This window comes from Pseudoalteromonas piscicida, from assembly GCF_002208135.1.
Lineage (GTDB): Bacteria > Pseudomonadota > Gammaproteobacteria > Enterobacterales > Alteromonadaceae > Pseudoalteromonas > Pseudoalteromonas piscicida_A.
On the sequence record NZ_CP021646.1, the window covers coordinates 291,554 to 308,225 of the forward strand.

Below are 16,672 nucleotides of genomic sequence, written 5' to 3' on the forward strand. Positions count from 1 at the left end.
TCCGGAGCGAATTTTCGTGTTTGTCTACAAAGTTATCCACAGGTGAGGCACGATTTATCTAAATGATGAGATAACGCGAAACTCGTTTTATCTTGTGCCTTGTGGCATCCTTACATTCTACTCCACAAAAGACTAATTTAGGATCCAATATTTATGTCTCAGATCCCTCAAAATCCGTTGATCTTGGTTGATGGTTCTTCCTATTTATTTCGTGCTTATCATGCGCCACCACATTTAACAAACTCAAAAGGTGAAGCAACTGGTGCGATCTACGGTGTGATCAATATGCTTAAGAGTTTGCTTAAACAATATCAACCAAGTCATATGGTAGTAGTCTTCGACGCTAAAGGGCCGACTTTTCGCAACGAAATGTATAGCGAGTATAAAGCGCATCGCCCGCCTATGCCGGATGATCTGAGAACGCAAATTGAGCCGATCCACGAAATAATTAAAGCAATGGGTTTGCCACTGGTAAGTATAAGTGGTGTCGAGGCTGATGACGTGATCGGTACATTCTCAAAAATAGCGTCAGAGCAAAGTCGCCATGTGCTAATCAGCACTGGTGATAAGGATATGGCGCAATTGGTCAATGAACATGTCACGTTGATCAATACCATGACAAATACGATCTTAGACCCAGAAGGGGTGGTGGATAAGTTTGGCATTGGTCCTGACCTGATCATCGACTATCTCGCGTTAATGGGAGATAAAGTCGATAATATTCCGGGCGTACCTGGCGTTGGTGAAAAAACCGCATTAGCGATGCTACAGGGGTTGGGCTCTATCGATTCGCTCTACGAAAACTTAGATAAAATTGCTGATTTAGGTTTTCGTGGCTCAAAAACCATGGCGAAGAAACTAGAGGAACACCAAGCGCAGTTAAAACTGTCGTATGAATTAGCCACTATTAAGCTGGATTGTGAAGTAGAGCAAGACTTGGAGCAATTCAAGATAGCTGAGATGAATAAAGATCGCTTAATCGAGCTATATGGTCAGTGTGAATTTAAGCGCTGGTTAGCTGAGTTACTGGATGGTCAGTCACAAGCTGATATCGTTGATGTGGAGGCTGAAGGCTCGGCACCTGCAGCGGCGCAGGTTGACACCCAATACGAGACGATTTTGACAAAAACGCAGCTTGATGACTGGGTAACTAAGCTAAAAGCTGCGGAACTCATCGCCTTTGATACTGAAACCACCAGTGTTAACTATATGCAGGCGGAACTAGTTGGGATGAGCTTTGCAGTTGCACCAGGCGAAGCGGCTTACTTACCAATTAATCACGATTATGTGGGGGCGCCTGAACAGCTTTCTCAAGACGTTGTGTTTGAGATCATGGCACCGCTGCTTGCGGATCCTCAGATCAAAAAAGTGGGTCAAAATTTAAAATACGATCAAAGTGTGCTCGCCCGAGCAGGGCTGGAACTGCAAGGTATTGCTTTTGATACTATGTTGGAGTCTTACGTATTTAACAGCGTAGGTACTCGCCACGATATGGATTCCTTAGCACTAAAATATTTAGGCCATAAAACAATTAGTTTTGAAGACATTGCTGGCAAAGGTAAAAACCAACTGACCTTTAACCAAATTGAGCTAGAGAAGGCGGCGCCTTATGCAGCGGAAGATGCGGACATTACGCTGAGATTGCATCAACACCTGTGGCCGTTAATTGAAAAAGAAAATAGCCTAAAGCAGGTTTTTTCAGAGATTGAATTACCGCTACTGAGCGTACTTTCTCGCATTGAACGCACCGGTGTGCACATTGATGGTGATATGCTCGCGAAGCAAAGTATCGAGATTGAAAAACGCTTGGGTGAGCTTGAACAACAAGCTTTTGAAATTGCAGGTGAGGAGTTCAACCTGAGTTCAACAAAGCAACTACAAGCGATATTGTTCGACAAACTTGAGCTGCCAGTGATTAAGAAAACGCCAAAAGGCGCGCCTTCAACGGCTGAAGAAGTGCTACAAGAGTTGGCGCATGATTATCCGCTGCCAAAACTGATTATTGAGCACCGAGGCTTGGCTAAGCTGAAATCCACCTATACCGACAAATTACCAAAATTGGTTAATGCGGATACTGGTCGCGTGCACACTTCTTATCACCAAGCCGTTACCGCAACGGGCCGTCTAAGCTCAAGCGATCCTAACTTGCAAAATATTCCGATCCGCAATGAAGCTGGACGTCGTATTCGTCAGGCCTTTGTTGCCGACAGTAATAAACAAATCGTCGCGGCGGATTACAGCCAAATCGAGCTTAGGATCATGGCACATTTGTCACAAGACAAAGGGTTGTTGAGTGCCTTTGCTGAAGGTAAAGATGTACACAGTGCAACAGCATCTGAAGTATTTTCCGTGCCGCTAGAGGAGGTAACTTCTGATATGCGCCGCAAAGCCAAAGCGGTTAACTTTGGCTTGATCTATGGCATGAGTGCGTTTGGTCTGTCACGTCAGTTAGATATTCCAAGAAATGAAGCGCAACATTATATGGATATGTACTTTGAGCGTTTCCCTGGCGTATTAGAGTATATGGAGCGCACGCGTGAAGAGGCTGCTGATAAAGGATATGTAGAAACCTTATTTGGTCGTCGCTTGTATCTACCGGATATCAACGCGCGTAACGGCGCCCGCAGAAAAGCAGCGGAACGTGCAGCTATCAATGCACCGATGCAGGGCACTGCGGCGGATATCATTAAAAAAGCGATGATTAAAGTTGATGAATGGCTACAAAGCTGTGATAGCAATGATATCCAGTTACTCATGCAAGTACACGATGAATTGGTGTTTGAAGTACACAGCGATAAAGTTGCTGAATACAGTGAAAAAATCTGTGAATTGATGAGTGCAGCTGCATCACTTGATGTACCTTTATTAGTCGAAGCCGACAGTGGCGACAACTGGGAACAAGCGCACTAGTCGATATTATACCAATTAGTCTTAATACTTGCTCAATTTGAAGGAGTAAATCTGACGCTAACTGCGTTAAAAATTTCTTATTTAGAACAACTAAATAGCAAAATTTTTGCCTTGTTATCGACAAGATTTTCTCGCCTCAAAATAGATCACTTAATTAAGATAATTAGTATTAAAACCTACCCGAGTTGCACTATTCGATTAGACTAGTGCAACTGCAAATCTATTCTTGTTTGCAAGTATACACTAGCAGCATAGCGTCTTAATTTTGTAGCTCCTGTTAATCTCTAGTAACAAAAAAAAAATTAACGTTGAAAGTTTATCAAATTGGCTTAAGTTTTGCTTTTTGGTGTTTATTTCTGGACGTCTATTTGTTAGAGTTCGCGCCGTCCTCATCCTGTAGGACATCCTGTTGATGATGTATCTCTCGAAAGAGGATACAGTGTATTGATAGCTTCTCCCCAGATTGCTATAGCGGCTCGTAACTTTTACGGGCCGTCTTTTTCTTCTCTTGAACAAATCAATTTCTAATCTTAGATCAAGAATAATATCTAGTCTTAGCCATCAGTTTTAGATTAAAGGTTTATTTAATTTACACTGCGTTTTACACTGAGCGCTCAAATGCAATTCACTCTCATTTCATAAGGAAGTCGTCATGCTAAAGTACCTTCTTTTAGGTAGTGCACTAATTTCTTCTCAGGCGTTCGCTGCTTGGCAATTTAATCAACAACAAAGTGATGTTAGCTTTGTCTCTGTGAAACAGGCGAGTATCGCGGAAGTACATCATTTTAAAACACTAGATGGAACATTATCCGCTAAAGGCGAGCTTGAGGTTAATATTGACTTGGCAAGCGTTGAAACCATGATCCCGATCCGTAATGAACGCATGCAAAAGATGTTATTCAATGTAGCGCAGCATCCGAAGGCTAAAGTGAATGCTGATGTTTCTGAAGTGCTTGCTAAACTTAAAGCAGGTACGCAAAAGATCAATGATGTGACAGCAACATTGACACTGCATGGTCAGATCCAAAAGATCAACCTAGACTTATTGATAACGAAAAGTGCTAATGGCTTGGTGGTTACGCCTGTAAATGCGTTTATTCTCGATTCTAAGCAGTTTGGTTTAGATAAGGGGATTGAAGCACTAAGAGAAATCGCGGGTCTGAAAACTATCGCGACTAGCGTGCCTGTTAGCTTCAACTTGGTTTTTGATGAGCAAAATTAATACGTTAATCAAACAGTATGTTACGACTCATGCGCCGACCGAAAACTGGTCGGCGCCGTCGTGCGGTTTTTCTGACATCAAAATAGCAGCGGATGGCCGTTGGTTTCATCAGGGGCGTGAAATTAAACGGCAATCGCTTGTTGCCTTGTTCGCTAGTGTCTTAATCTTTGATGGTCAAAAGTATTGGCTAAAAACCCCAGCAGAAAGTTGTGAGGTTGAGGTACTGGGTCATCCTTTTATTATCGAGCAGTGGCGTTATGGTGATGAAGCATCAACTTTGGAGTTATCACCTTGCATTATCGCGATAGATAATTTAGGCCGTGAGTGGCCCATTTGTGATGTACTTCCGTTAGCGCTTGAGCGAGTGAATGGGGTTGATATTCCATTTCTCACACTCAATTATGGCTTAACCGCTAGAATTTCACGAAATGTCTATTATCAGTGGACTGAACTGCTCGAAGAAGATGAGAAAGGGTTTTATCTGATGTCGGCAAAGACGCGCTTTTATCTTGGCTAAGCGCGCCCTACGTTAGCGCTTAGAATTACTCGCTATCTTCCTCTTGGACTTCTTTCACAAACGGACCTAAGTACCAATCATCCAGTTTCCACGCTAATTCGTTTAAACCAATGCCTTTCAAAGAAGAAAACGCGTGAACGGTGATATCACCGTCGATTTCAGCTAGCGCACGACGTACTTGTAGTACTTCTGCTTTGCGTTTACCTTGTTTTAGCTTATCGGCTTTAGTCAACAACGCCAATACCGGTATATTGCTGCCAGTCGCCCAGTTGATGAGATCCATATCGAGATCTTTAAGAGGGTGGCGAATATCCATTAATACCACAATCCCTTTTAGGCATTTACGACGTTGTAAATATTCACCTAATGCCTTTTGCCATTTCTTCTTCATCTCTAATGGGACTTTTGCAAAGCCATAACCTGGTAAATCAATCAAACGCTGATCTTCACCTAAAGAAAAAGTATTAATAAGTTGAGTTCGACCAGGTGTTTTACTGGTGCGTGCTAGCTTTTGGTCTGTAAGCGTATTGAGTGCGCTCGACTTACCTGCGTTAGAACGTCCCGCAAAAGCAACTTCAATTCCAGTGTCTGGTGGCAGTTTACTGATATCTGGGGCACTTGTGATAAATTGTGCCTGATTGTATTTAACGCGAGATTTTAGCACGCTGACTCCTAACTGATTAAACTTTCGCGGATGGAATTGCGTATTTTATAACAGTATGACGGAAACCAAAAGCATTGTGAGGTTGTTCTAAACACCGCTTTTGTCGCAAATTGGCCGAAGCGTCGTGCCAATATTAATTAATCTAGGTCAAGTCCCTATAAATTATAAGCTTAATATGGGCAGAAAACGTGCCAGAGAAAGTAATATCGTGTAGAATGTAGAAATTGCAATGTCAATCTAAAGTGTATACCTATCAGTAGTCACTACTGAGCAAGGCGTATTTAGATGGATCGGTGCTGTTTGGCGTTATATTTGCTAAGTTTGCATGTATGATTCATCTGATTAACATAACAACCTAATTAGTACTGATTGGTATTATTTGCCCGAGCAATAAAGAGAGCGACTTTGTTCGCGAGGGTACAAATTACAGGGTCGGAAACAGAGAATTTACCATGAAAAAAATAGCATTAACTTTAACAATGTTGCTTGGTACGTTGTCAGCAAGCAACGCATCGGCATTCGATGGTGACGCGGAAGCAGGTAAAGCAAAGTCTGCAACGTGTGCAGCATGTCACGGTCCAGATGGCAATGCCCCTGTGACTATGTATCCTAAAATCGCAGGTCAGCATGCAGATTATATCTATAAGCAGCTACAAGAGTTTAAGCTAGGTATGACGTCTGGTGGTAAAGAAGGGCGTATGGATCCTGTGATGAGTGGTATGGCTATGCCGCTGTCAGATCAAGATATGAAAGATTTAGCCGCATATTTCTCTTCTTTATCTATGTCTGCTGGTTCAACGCCTGAAGATGTTGTTGCTGTAGGTCAGAAGCTATATAAAGCCGGTGATGCTGAACGTGGTATTCCAGCTTGTGCAGCATGTCACGGTCCGCGTGGTAACGGTACTTCTTTAGCTAAGTTCCCTAAGGTGTCATTCCAGCACCCAGAGTACATCAAATCACAGCTTGAGAAGTTCCGTGATGGTACTCGCAACAATGACATGAATGGTATGATGCGTGATATCGCGAAGAAACTTACGGATAAAGATATCGAAGTACTATCTAAGTACTTAGGTGGTCTACACTAAAGTCGTATAGTGAGTTTACCTCTCTCAGTGTAAACTCTTACTATTGAAAAAAGGGCAGCATAGGCTGCCTTTTTTTGTTTTTGTGGTTGTGAGATATATCTCACTTTTGATGTGAGATATTTACTCTGGCAATATGTGAGTTTTAGCTTATTTTTAAGCTCTTGTTCAGTGTAAGTTTATGTAATTCATCTTTTTTTTGTTTAATTAAAAAAATTAAGGTAAGAAATTTGTTATTAAACAGTTGTAACTCAAGCTCAGGAGCGTAGATTATTCGTTGTCGCTAGGCAATACAAAAAAAGGGACAATTCGATACGGAAGCGTAGGTGGCAAAGTTGTGTATCTAGTTGGATACGAGGGATTATCAAGAAAGCGTCAGGAAGACCGAGAATAAGAAAATCACGGAAGTCTCATAATAAAAACAATATGGAAAGTGTCACGGAAGTCTAAAATAAAAACAATACGGACGACAATAAAATAAAAAGAATAATAATAAGACTTAAAAGTCGAAGGGAGAAGTGTCCAGTTGTGACGCTCAGATTAGTAGGCGGTAGAGAGCAATCTCTGCCGCCTTTTTATTTGGTTGCCTCTATTATACCTGATACAATAGCCGCCTTATTAAGCAATCACTGTTGACCATTGCAAGATTCAACTCTACTAAGTTGCGGCCTGTGCCAGGGTAATCAGCTTGAAGCCTACCATCAAGACAAGTATCGACTGTACTGGCAATGTCAAACCTGCCAGTTAGTGATGGTTGATCCCAAGTCGAGATTAACACCAGCCCAAGAAAAGGCCATTTATGATAGCCATGAAAACAATCTTGCCGATGAAGGCTATCGTCGCTTTCTAGCCAGAGTTGCGGATCCGCTGTTGGCACGTTTGGTGATACCAAGCCAAGGCTTAGACTTTGGCTGTGGGCCTGGACCGCTGCTTGCGAAAATGCTTGAAGAAGCTGGGCATCAGGTAGCTTTGTTTGACCTGTACTATGCTAATGATGCTAGTGTGCTGACTCGTCAGTATGACTTTATCGTGAGTACAGAAGTGGTGGAACATTTGGCAGAACCTGCAAAAGTATTAACGCAATTGTTAGCACTCTTAGAAATGGGAAAACCGCTAGCCTTGATGACCAAACTTGTCATTGATAAAGCACGCTTTGCGAATTGGCACTATAAAAATGACCTAACGCATATTTCATTTTTTAGTCGGGAAAGCTTTGCGTATTTTGCCGCGCAGCAGGATTGTGAATTAGAATTTATTGGGAATGATGTCATCATTCTCACCAAGCGTAGTTAACGCGAGAATTTTGGATAACTAATTATGACCAGAAAGAAAAAGACACGTAAAGTTGCAGCTAATGGAACACCAAGGCTGAGTAAAGAAAAGCTACAAGCGTTACGTGCACTAAAAGAGCAGCGTAGCAAAAAAACCAAAGGTAAAAAGCCGGGTTCTAGAAATGCACCAGAGACCCTAGCGAAAGAGCAATCAAACACGACGACCAATAAAGATCCGCGTGTTGGTAGCAAAAAGCCAATTTCTTTGGTTGCAGAGCCGCAACCGGCTAAGTCGAATACACAACCTGAGATGAAACGCCACCTGCAGCCGCAAGTTAAGTTAACTTCAGCGATAGAGACGTTAACGCCAGAGCAAGAACTTGAGCAGTTAGAAAATGACGAACGCTTGATGGCGCTACTTGAACGCCATGAACGCGGTGAACTGCTAACAGGTAAAGATGCGAAATACTTCAATCGCGGCATTGCACGTCATCAGGAACTATGTGAGATCTTAGGAATTGATGATGAGTTTGAAGAAGGTGATATGCAAGAAGATGATCCAATGGATCAGTTTATGAGTAATGATCTAGCAAATGAATGGTTAGACGACGACTTTGAGGAAGATGATAAGTAATGAATACTGCATGGATCATCGCAATCATTATTGGTGCCCTGATTATTGCTGGACTGGCGTTTTACGCGGGTAAATTACTATGGCAGCTGAAGGTGCAAAAAGAGCAGATTGCCAAACATCGTGAGCAAAAAGCTGCTGAGCTTGAAAAGTCACGGCAGCAGCGCAATGGAAAAATTGCGGATAGCGTTAACTTGATCGCGCGTGCGATGAAGGAAAAACAATGTGAATATTCTGAAGGGTGTTTACGAGTTTGGGTGCTCATCTCGCAATATAGTTTTGACGAGGAAGTTGACTTACAGCAGAGTTACCCTGGTGTTTATCAGATGTATGATGAAGTCAAAGAAATGCCAACTCATGATGCGCGTAAGAAGTATTCTAAAAAAGAGATTTTCAAAATGGATAGCCAGCGTTGGCGTGCTGAAGAGCGCCTAGAAGAGGAGATCTTACAGGACTGTGAAAAGCTGATAGCGCGCTTTAAAGCGGCTGCTGGCAGTGAAAATGTCGTGTTTCAGTAAGTTGACTGTTGAAAATGGGTAAGTGGATATTTATCCAACCTTCAGATTAAACTAAACGCCCCTAGCGGGCGTTTGGTTCTAAATGAGAAATTTTTAACGCAGCTAGCGTCAGATTTACTCCTTTAAGTGAGTCAGTCTTAAGTCGAATAGATATGATTTTACTGTGCAATGTATTCACATTCGGTCAGCACTAATCCGTTTTTACATTGGTAAAATACTTCCACTTGTTGTCCTTCTTCTAAATCGCTGTGTAGCGTTTCCATCAAAGTAAAAATAAGTTTCTTGTCATCAAACTGAGTCAGCTTAACGGCATCAAAGCCAAAGAACTTTTGCACCGTACTATAAAGTGCCTTAAATATGCTTTCTTTGGCTGAGAAAATAACAGTCAATGGGCAATGCACTTGCTCGCCAAAAAGCGTAAAAATTTCCGCTTCTTCGGGATGTAAAATTTGTCGTTGTAGCTCGATTTCTTGCTTTGGTTTCATATCTCTTTCGATATCAATACCTAAGCCTTTCACAGCGACATCATCTGTAGCAATCGCAGCCGCGATCCCTCGAGTATGCGTGATACTTGCAACAATATTAGCAGGCCAAATAGGCGCTCGGTCGGTGCCGTTAAGCAGCGTAAAGTCACCTTGTCCAAATTGCGCTAGGCAAGTCTTGGCACATATTCGTCCCGCTAAAAACTCGGCTCTCCTTTTCGCTACCGCTTTATCCAGTGAAGCAGGCAGGAGTATATTTTGCTGTTCAAAGGAAAGCGCATCAAAGCTGTCAGGGTCAAACTGAATGCAATGAAAATGGTGAGAAAGATAGGGGGTAAATAGGTGACTCTGAATGCTTTGCAAAGCTGGCTCCCGTTATTCATATCCATTATTACAAGGCTGATACCGCGCCTCTAATTCGCTTTGGACGCTTAGTGTGCATGAGCTAAGCGTCCATAGCAAGATGTGAACGAGAGATTGAAAGTTATTTTAACTTACTTGCAACTGACACCAGTTGCAGAGCGAGGCTCGATACTTTTTCTGCAAGTTCTGGGTCTTTAATTTTACCTTGGTCATCAAACACATTAAATGCGCTAGGTACAGCCAATTGGTCTGCGAGTACTAAACTGCCAATACCAGACAACACATCACGGACATGGTTGAGGCCGCGTAATCCACCTAAGCCGCCAGGTGAGGCTGCATAGAGTGCCACTACTTTGTTTCTAAATGCAGGCACTGCACCTTGTTCTGTTCTAGACGCCCAGTCTATTGCGTTCTTGAGCACCGCAGTGAAAGAGCCGTTGTACTCTGGGCTTGCCAATAGAATACCATCGGCATCGCGTAGCTTGTCTTTTAAAAGTTGAGCACCTTTTGGTGTGCCTTGTGCTTCAAGATCTTCATCGAACATTGGAATGTCTAAATCTTGTAACTTGATCACTTCTACTTCTGCGCCACTTTCTAGTGCGAAGTTTGCCGCGGCTTGAATGAGTAATTGGTTGTAGCTGTCTTTTCTTAAACTGCCTGCTAGTGCGATAATTTTTGCTGTAGTCATCTTGCTGATACCTTATTTTGTTTCGTTAAAGTGATAGTAGCAAAATTTTACTTGCACAAAACCGAAATAAACGCAAAGCTTGTGTGCATATATGCACAGAGGTGGTAATGGATAAATTCACAGATTGGCAGGATCTTAAGGTCGCTTACACGGTTGCCAAGCTTGGCACCTTGTCTGCGGCAGCTGAGCATTTAGAGATCCATCACAGTACGGTACTGAGACGAATAAATAGCTTAGAGGAAGCATTGGGACGCGGTTATTTCACCGTCATGCCCGAGGTTATCAGGTAACACAGGCAGGAGAAAAGCTGCTTGCGACGGCGAGTCAAATAGACGAGCGCTTGATGGAGTTGAGTGCTTCTATTGTTGCCTCGGACAGTCAACTTAGAGGTAAGCTATTGGTGACAACGGTCAGTGGCTTTATGGATATGCTGTCTGAGCCTTGTTTGACTTTTCAGCAATTACACCCACAGGTACAACTTGAAGTCATTCTAGACCAAAAGCGTTTACGCTTAGATCATGGACAGGCGCATGTCGCGGTGAGGGCTGGACCAAAGCCCGATGAGCCCGACTATATAGTGCAGCATTTAAATACTTTAGAAGCTGGTCTGTATGCGTCTTCAAGCTATATCAAGCGAATGGGAAGCCCCAAAACACTCGAAGCGCTACACGCACATTACTTTGTCTCTGGTGTGGCCGGATTTAATGCAAGAGTGCCATATTTCGCTTGGGTAGATGAGCATATTCCTGAGACGCAAGTAACGCTTAGGGTATCTGAGACGTCAGACGCGTCGCGTGCCATTGTTAATGGTTTAGGTATTGGCGGGCTACAGCATGATGTGGCAAAACGCTATCCAGATTTACAGCCAGTGTTGCATGATGAGTTAAAATGGTTAAGCCAAGTGTGGCTAGTTACACATGTACTGGTTCATCGAACTGCCAAAGTACAGGCATTATGTGACGTGTTAAAGCGCCACTTTGCCAACCTGAGCTGAGAGTAAGAGCGCTACGGCAAGCATTATTTTTCAAACTTAATACAGCTAACCTTGTTGAGCACGACATAGGTATCCTTTTTCGGATAGTAGAGCACACATTGGGTGTCGCGAAGCTGCAAGATGAAACTCTCATAAGCGAGATTATGGGCGCCTAAAATTGGACTGCCATTGCCATCTAGGCTTTGACCATGCTCAAGCAGTAGGGTTGGGCTACGTTGAAATACGGTGCTTGCGAGAGTCGGTGGTACGCCTCCTTTGAGTTTCACTATAGCTTGCTTGAGTTGTGATAACACTTCGGGCGAAGCAGCTGAGAGTAATGCCTCATTAACCGAAGTTGACGCAGGCGCGCTACTGCACGCTTGCATCAATAAAGCCAAAACGGTGAGGTTCGCCGCTTTTAGAAACGCCATTATTGCGGCTCCTTGGGCTTCATTAAAATTGCATTTTCCCGCAGTGGATAGACTGGGAGCGTAACAGCATGTTCCTTATTTTGATGCTGTGGTCGAGCGGTAGGCGCAAATTGTGCTACATTTGGGCAACGGCCGGTATCTATATGTGTCAACGCTGCGGCGAAGAGATCTTCTTCTTGACTACCTAGCGGTTCTGAGAAGTCATCAGCGACAATACAACCAGGCACTTGTGCGCTTAGACCGGTTTCGCCGCCACTTGAGGCTCCTGATGGGGTAAAGCCATCGGCATAAGCATCAAAGCCCTTCGCATTTTCTGAACCAAATTGGATGGTGTAGTAAACCGTGCCGCAGTTTTGCGCGGGCACAAAGCCATATGGCTTGCCTCGAGTGGTACCACCGATCAAAAAGACTTCAACATCAATGCCGCGCAGGCCATTAATCACGTTTTCACTGGCTGAAGCCGTGCCTCGTGTTGAGAGGATATAAACTCTAGGTAAGGTTACCGTGGGCAACGTGGTGGATGTAAACTTGTTTTCAGCCCAGTTTATTGCTCTAGACTCAAATTCTGTTCGCTCTTCTTCAGCAGTACGCTTGTCATTCAATGTGCTATAAGTGAAGGTTTTATTTAGGCTGCTGTTGCCCGCAACCATATACCCTAGTTGGGCTGCCATAATGACGCGACCACCACCGTTGTAACGCATGTCGAGTACCAAGTCGTCTATTTGTTGTGTTTTAAATAGATTAAAGGCTTCAACCAATCCTTCTTGGGCTGTTGGAATAAATTGATTGAACTGCACATATCCAATCTGCTTGTTGCCATAACTAACGACTTTAGCGTTTTGCACCGGTGAGGTTTCAATATCGACTGAAGTCAGGGTAACGGATTTTTCGTTGCCAGCTTTATCTTCAAATACAAAGTTATGTGGCTCGCTTTGCTCTGGCGACAGGCCTGCGTTCAGCGCTGTGGTATTATCGCTTGAAATAAAATCGACGCCGTCTATCGAGAGGATTTTATCTCCACGTACGATCCCTGCATTCGCTGCTGGTGAATTAGGCTCTACTGCGGCGACAGTAAAATTGCGTGGTGGTGATGTGGAAATAGCTGCCCAGCGAATGCCATAACCAGTTGCAACGCCCGACTGTGCTTCTTTTTGGAAGCTTTCATAAGATTCGTAGAAATGAAATTGATCTTTGGCATTGCCCGACGCCGTCGTTTGGTTTGTCTTTAATTGCTCAAAGTAATCAACAACGCTATCGAATTGTGTTGGGTCGTTATCTAGTACTTCGTCGTACCAAAGATAGGTTTCATTGGTAAAAGAGCGGAGCCACATCTTTTCATGCATCGCCGTACCGACCTTGTCGGGGTAAGGTTGGTTGTTATTGTATTTGTCTGTACCCGTTCTTGGGGAGGCGCAATAGTTAATAAACTGACTTGACGCAGGAAATTGATTAAACGTCCAAATTGGCGGCTCGGTTTGTCCCTTGTTATCACCTGGGATATCGGTGTCTAATGAATCGCTGCCACCGCCACCACAAGCAGCTAATAACAAACTCATTGCTGTTGATGCGAAAACTAGAGTAATACGTTGCATCGTATTCACGTTCCTGTTTTAGTCGTATGACTAAAAACTAGCACCGCTTGGGTTATCTCGCAATCACTGTTTCTGCCAAGCCGTGAATAATTTTCGCTGCTGTGGGGAGATTTTTAGCCCATAGGTTTTTTCCATGTAAAAATACGCATCAGCGATGCGTTTTCTTGCATATTCTGGTGGTTCAATTCGGCGTAATTTAAAGTCTATCTTGACTGGACACGCGCCATAGCTCGCTTCAGTACTTGGTAACATGCCAAAACGAAAGTTAGATCGATCCCCGTTTATTTCACCAATTGCTGGCGCAAGATTGTGAATATCTGCTTCCATCTTTCTAAATTGCTCACTAACTTTACGGCAGTTTTTTCTGCCCCCATCTTGCCAGCACTGCAACTGATGTCCAAATTCCCACGCGGGCACGATATGCTCCCACTCAATACGGTGAGCACGGACGTTTTCTTTGCCATTGCGAGTGTAAGGTAACCTCGGGGTATAACCACAACTTGCAACATCTGGCACCAGCTTTTTACCTTGCTTTTTGATATTACAATTACAATATAGAGTGCGGGTATTGTCTGTAACTTGTTGTGATAAGTGTTTTTTTGCTTGATAGAAAGATGTGAACTCTTGGGCGTTTGCCGTTAATACAAATAAGCTAAGCGCTAAGATATAGCAATATCGTGACATAACCTCTCACCAAATGGTGGAATACAGGGAATGTCACTATATCAAAAAAATCATCAATACCAACAAGAGTATACGGTAAGGCCCTTTATTTATTCAGAGCAGGGCGACGTTTTCGCCAAGGTGGAGATTGCAATAATAACAATATCCCTGTTAGACAAAAGAGCACACTCGTAGCGGCGAAGGAAATGAGCAAGGGGTTATTAAAATCCTCACGTTCGTCGTAATCCATAATGTGTAACATCCAAAAAAAATCAAAGATGCGCCACAATGTGCTACGAACCGTCACAACTTCACCGCTGGTTGCGCTTAAGTACAGTGTGGTGGATAGGATATCGTTATATTCGACTCGCCAAACATCTTCCTTGTAACCTGCTTCTCTGGGGGCTGTGGCAAGTCGTTCAATATGGCGCACATCTGCTTTTATTAGGAGGTATTTGCTGGCCTGTTTTATGATTTGCTGTTGATTTGGAGTGGTAAAAGGTGCGCCTGTAATCCCGTTGAAAATAAGCTGCTCATCTTGGTTGAGTTTGATGATGGGGTATCGAGAAAATGGCCGAACTGGATTTGGCGCACTTGCACCGTGCTTTGTACTAACTGATTGAGATCAGCTTGGTACACGGCAGTGGGAAAGGGGTTGTCTAAACTTCTATTCGCTAAGTGTTTACCATGGATCTTTTCCAATGGGATGGCGCTCATGACCAGCCCGCCTAATAGCCAAGCAAAGATCTGCAAAAACAGTAAATAGCCAAGGTACTTGTGGAGTTTACGCGCGGGTTTTAGCAGTTTTTTAATCATCACAATATGTTATTCTAGTTGTTCGTGAGTATGATAACTATAACGCACGGTGCTTAGAATGTGACAAATTGTCGCATTGTCCGTTGAGTAATGTTCTTATCACACTGATAAATAGGTCATTACTAGATTTAGCTTTACAAGGTAGCTTTTAATACATGTCTGAAATTCAATTTTTAAATGTCGATTTGGAACTGGAGTCAAAGCAAGATATCAGTGCGCTAGTTTCGGATTTAAAGAAAAATGCTATCGTGCTGCATTACGATCAAGATGACTATCGTCAATTGGCTCGCATCGAAGCAAATACCAATGAATTAACTCCTGATAAAGCGATTAACCAATTGTGTGAGTTAATTGAGTCTTGCTCTAAAGCGGCACTTAAACAATGGCTAGGTTGTACCAAGCGTACATTTGATATTGGCTTTAACTCAGGCAAGTCACCCAAGTGCTTTTCGCAAGCACTACAGGCAGATACGTTACTTAGGATCTCTGCAATTGGTGCTGGAATAGAAATTACTATCTACCCAGTAGAAGAATAAAAACGCTAAAAGCTAGATAAAATTGTTTTATATGTTAATCATGTTAACTTATTGATAATTTAATTTTGTTGTTTTATCTTGTTTATTCCAAAACACGGATTATTTCTAGGAACGCAAGATGAAACAACATGTAACACTCTCTTCACTAATGATAGCCATGCTCGGCGGAATGTCTTTCGCAAGCTCAGCAGCAGACAAGGCTAATCTTAATACCTACAGCGCGCTGAAGCAGCTTGATAAATTTAATACCGCACCAGTTCAAGTTGCTGATATAAAGAAGCAACTTGCGAAAAAATTAGCGCTATCACTTAATCACCTAGGTCCCCAAGTTCAAACTCAACTTAGTCAGTATCAAGATGCTGTTTCACTAGAACAGCTACAAGTTCAGGGGTCAACTAAGCAGCTCATGACAGAAGCGAGCCAGTACACTCGCTCGTTAAAAGGCTTGACCGACAATAGTTCTAATCTATATCAGCTGCGTATTGCTTCTAGTGAAATGCTTGCAAAGTGGCAACAAGGTGAAGCGCCATTAATTGCTTTTTCGCCTAAAGGTGATGACAAGCACTGGCAATATGTAGAGGCCTTTGATGAGCACGGTCAATTGCATTTACTTGACGCCCATACAATGCCAGAGCGACCTGTATTAATCGTTGAACTTGATAGCAGTAAGGTAAAACGGGAAGGGATTCAGGTAATGAAGCAAGTGTTTGCCAAGCAAGGCTTAGCAATGCCATCAATGGAGGTGCAGACAAACGATGATGGTGAGCCTATTTCAACTAGTGTATTAAAGAAAATTCGACTAAATGATGATGAAGAGCCTTGGGTATCAGGGGCTGCTGAAGTCTACGGCATTGTGACTGGCGTCAATCCATCACGAGATGAACCCATTCTAGATATCGTGGATATGCCGTATTTAGACCACGATGGTACGGACTATACGCCTAACCAAATTATCATTCACTGGGAGCGATATCGTTGGCAAGCTGCAGATCTATTGCTGATGGAACAAGACGATAATACTAATTATCAAGACTTAGCAACAACGCTGTTGGATATCGTGACGCAAGTGATGCGCGCTATTCCTGATCCCAATGTTCAAGGTTATGCGATTATTCCGCAACTGACGAACCAATTGATAAAAGCGATGCCAGGCCATTGGTTTACTAACGATGATGACTATGTTGATGTGTTTTATACGTTGTTTGAAGGACAAACTTACAACGGGCATATGGGCGCAAGTGGTAATGCGAAAGTGACGATTGAGCCACTTACAATTAATCCTCGCTAAATAATAGCCAAAGTGATGTTATTGA

15 protein-coding genes and 2 pseudogenes are annotated in these 16,672 nt (G+C 43.0%); 10 read left to right on the forward strand and 7 right to left on the reverse strand.

Going from position 1 to position 16,672, the window contains the following annotated elements:
• Positions 1 to 153: 153 nt before the first annotated feature.
• The 3 genes from polA to B1L02_RS01370 all read left to right on the forward strand — a co-directional run bounded on the left by polA (position 154) and on the right by B1L02_RS01370 (position 4,649).
• Entirely contained in the window at positions 154 to 2,910 is a 2,757-nt protein-coding gene (polA, locus tag B1L02_RS01360; RefSeq protein ID WP_088529638.1) for a DNA polymerase I, read from the forward strand.
• A gap of 652 nt (positions 2,911 to 3,562) precedes the next feature.
• Complete coding sequence (locus tag B1L02_RS01365) at positions 3,563 to 4,132, forward strand: YceI family protein (RefSeq protein ID WP_088529639.1); 570 nt, start codon at positions 3,563 to 3,565, stop codon at positions 4,130 to 4,132.
• Positions 4,119 to 4,649, forward strand: a complete 531-nt coding sequence (locus tag B1L02_RS01370) for a DUF1285 domain-containing protein (protein ID WP_088529640.1) — start codon at positions 4,119 to 4,121, stop codon at positions 4,647 to 4,649. Before B1L02_RS01365 ends, B1L02_RS01370 begins: the two co-directional genes overlap by 14 nt.
• 25 nt (positions 4,650 to 4,674) lie before the next feature.
• Here B1L02_RS01370 and yihA read toward each other — a convergent pair whose 3' ends face one another.
• On the reverse strand, positions 4,675 to 5,313 hold the full coding sequence (yihA, locus tag B1L02_RS01375; protein ID WP_088529641.1) for a ribosome biogenesis GTP-binding protein YihA/YsxC: 639 nt from the start codon (positions 5,311 to 5,313) through the stop codon (positions 4,675 to 4,677).
• Positions 5,314 to 5,765: 452 nt separating this feature from the next.
• On the opposite strand from yihA, the gene B1L02_RS01380 reads away from it, so the two are divergent.
• The 4 genes from B1L02_RS01380 to B1L02_RS01395 all read left to right on the forward strand — a co-directional run bounded on the left by B1L02_RS01380 (position 5,766) and on the right by B1L02_RS01395 (position 8,815).
• Positions 5,766 to 6,398 carry a c-type cytochrome gene (locus B1L02_RS01380; protein ID WP_088529642.1) on the forward strand — a complete coding sequence of 211 codons (633 nt, stop codon included), beginning with the start codon at positions 5,766 to 5,768 and terminating at the stop codon, positions 6,396 to 6,398.
• Between the two features lie 636 nt (positions 6,399 to 7,034).
• Entirely contained in the window at positions 7,035 to 7,688 is a 654-nt protein-coding gene (locus B1L02_RS01385; RefSeq protein ID WP_088529643.1) for a class I SAM-dependent methyltransferase, read from the forward strand.
• A gap of 24 nt (positions 7,689 to 7,712) precedes the next feature.
• On the forward strand, positions 7,713 to 8,300 hold the full coding sequence (yihI, locus tag B1L02_RS01390) for a Der GTPase-activating protein YihI (RefSeq protein ID WP_088529644.1): 588 nt from the start codon (positions 7,713 to 7,715) through the stop codon (positions 8,298 to 8,300).
• Positions 8,300 to 8,815 (forward strand): DUF2489 domain-containing protein, encoded by a 516-nt coding sequence (locus B1L02_RS01395; protein ID WP_088529645.1) that lies wholly within the window; start codon positions 8,300 to 8,302, stop codon positions 8,813 to 8,815. The genes yihI and B1L02_RS01395 overlap by 1 nt, the downstream gene beginning before the upstream one ends.
• Before the next feature lie 158 nt (positions 8,816 to 8,973).
• Here the strand turns inward: B1L02_RS01395 and B1L02_RS01400 are convergent, their stop codons facing one another.
• Positions 8,974 to 9,660, reverse strand: coding sequence for a 4'-phosphopantetheinyl transferase family protein (locus B1L02_RS01400; RefSeq protein WP_088529646.1), 687 nt, complete (start codon positions 9,658 to 9,660; stop codon positions 8,974 to 8,976).
• Positions 9,661 to 9,781: 121 nt separating this feature from the next.
• Positions 9,782 to 10,348, reverse strand: coding sequence for an NADPH-dependent FMN reductase (locus tag B1L02_RS01405; protein ID WP_010607787.1), 567 nt, complete (start codon positions 10,346 to 10,348; stop codon positions 9,782 to 9,784).
• Between the two features lie 107 nt (positions 10,349 to 10,455).
• On the opposite strand from B1L02_RS01405, the pseudogene B1L02_RS01410 reads away from it, so the two are divergent.
• Positions 10,456 to 11,342: pseudogene (locus B1L02_RS01410) on the forward strand (LysR family transcriptional regulator).
• Positions 11,343 to 11,365: 23 nt separating this feature from the next.
• Here B1L02_RS01410 and B1L02_RS01415 read toward each other — a convergent pair.
• From B1L02_RS01415 to B1L02_RS01430, 4 genes and pseudogenes are all read right to left on the reverse strand, one after another.
• Entirely contained in the window at positions 11,366 to 11,752 is a 387-nt protein-coding gene (locus B1L02_RS01415) for a hypothetical protein (protein WP_088529647.1), read from the reverse strand.
• Positions 11,752 to 13,344, reverse strand: a complete 1,593-nt coding sequence (locus B1L02_RS01420; RefSeq protein WP_088529648.1) for a S41 family peptidase — start codon at positions 13,342 to 13,344, stop codon at positions 11,752 to 11,754. The genes B1L02_RS01415 and B1L02_RS01420 overlap by 1 nt, the downstream gene beginning before the upstream one ends.
• Positions 13,345 to 13,407: 63 nt before the next feature.
• Complete coding sequence (locus B1L02_RS01425) at positions 13,408 to 14,028, reverse strand: endonuclease (RefSeq protein WP_088529649.1); 621 nt, start codon at positions 14,026 to 14,028, stop codon at positions 13,408 to 13,410.
• 85 nt (positions 14,029 to 14,113) lie between these two features.
• Positions 14,114 to 14,823 (reverse strand): annotated as a pseudogene (locus B1L02_RS01430) (hypothetical protein).
• A 155-nt stretch (positions 14,824 to 14,978) separates the two neighbouring features.
• Between B1L02_RS01430 and B1L02_RS01435 the strand changes: the two are divergent.
• Complete coding sequence (locus tag B1L02_RS01435; RefSeq protein WP_010376275.1) at positions 14,979 to 15,359, forward strand: hypothetical protein; 381 nt, start codon at positions 14,979 to 14,981, stop codon at positions 15,357 to 15,359.
• A gap of 118 nt (positions 15,360 to 15,477) precedes the next feature.
• Positions 15,478 to 16,647: a DUF3103 family protein gene (locus tag B1L02_RS01440; RefSeq protein ID WP_088529650.1), complete on the forward strand. Its 1,170-nt coding sequence runs from the start codon at positions 15,478 to 15,480 to the stop codon at positions 16,645 to 16,647.
• Positions 16,648 to 16,672 lie beyond the last annotated feature (25 nt).

What these genes read in the sequence shown, in the direction of transcription:
- B1L02_RS01380 (WP_088529642.1), top strand. Translation starts at nt 5,766, where the DNA reads ATGAAAAAAATAGCATTAACTTTAACAATGTTGCTTGGTACGTTGTCA.
- B1L02_RS01435 (WP_010376275.1), top strand. Translation starts at nt 14,979, where the DNA reads ATGTCTGAAATTCAATTTTTAAATGTCGATTTGGAACTGGAGTCAAAG.
- B1L02_RS01405 (WP_010607787.1), bottom strand. Translation starts at nt 10,348, where the DNA reads ATGACTACAGCAAAAATTATCGCACTAGCAGGCAGTTTAAGAAAAGAC.
- B1L02_RS01420 (WP_088529648.1), bottom strand. Translation starts at nt 13,344, where the DNA reads ATGCAACGTATTACTCTAGTTTTCGCATCAACAGCAATGAGTTTGTTA.
- B1L02_RS01425 (WP_088529649.1), bottom strand. Translation starts at nt 14,028, where the DNA reads ATGTCACGATATTGCTATATCTTAGCGCTTAGCTTATTTGTATTAACG.
- B1L02_RS01440 (WP_088529650.1), top strand. Translation starts at nt 15,478, where the DNA reads ATGAAACAACATGTAACACTCTCTTCACTAATGATAGCCATGCTCGGC.
- B1L02_RS01415 (WP_088529647.1), bottom strand. Translation starts at nt 11,752, where the DNA reads ATGGCGTTTCTAAAAGCGGCGAACCTCACCGTTTTGGCTTTATTGATG.
- B1L02_RS01370 (WP_088529640.1), top strand. Translation starts at nt 4,119, where the DNA reads ATGAGCAAAATTAATACGTTAATCAAACAGTATGTTACGACTCATGCG.
- B1L02_RS01395 (WP_088529645.1), top strand. Translation starts at nt 8,300, where the DNA reads ATGAATACTGCATGGATCATCGCAATCATTATTGGTGCCCTGATTATT.
- polA (WP_088529638.1), top strand. Translation starts at nt 154, where the DNA reads ATGTCTCAGATCCCTCAAAATCCGTTGATCTTGGTTGATGGTTCTTCC.
- yihI (WP_088529644.1), top strand. Translation starts at nt 7,713, where the DNA reads ATGACCAGAAAGAAAAAGACACGTAAAGTTGCAGCTAATGGAACACCA.
- B1L02_RS01365 (WP_088529639.1), top strand. Translation starts at nt 3,563, where the DNA reads ATGCTAAAGTACCTTCTTTTAGGTAGTGCACTAATTTCTTCTCAGGCG.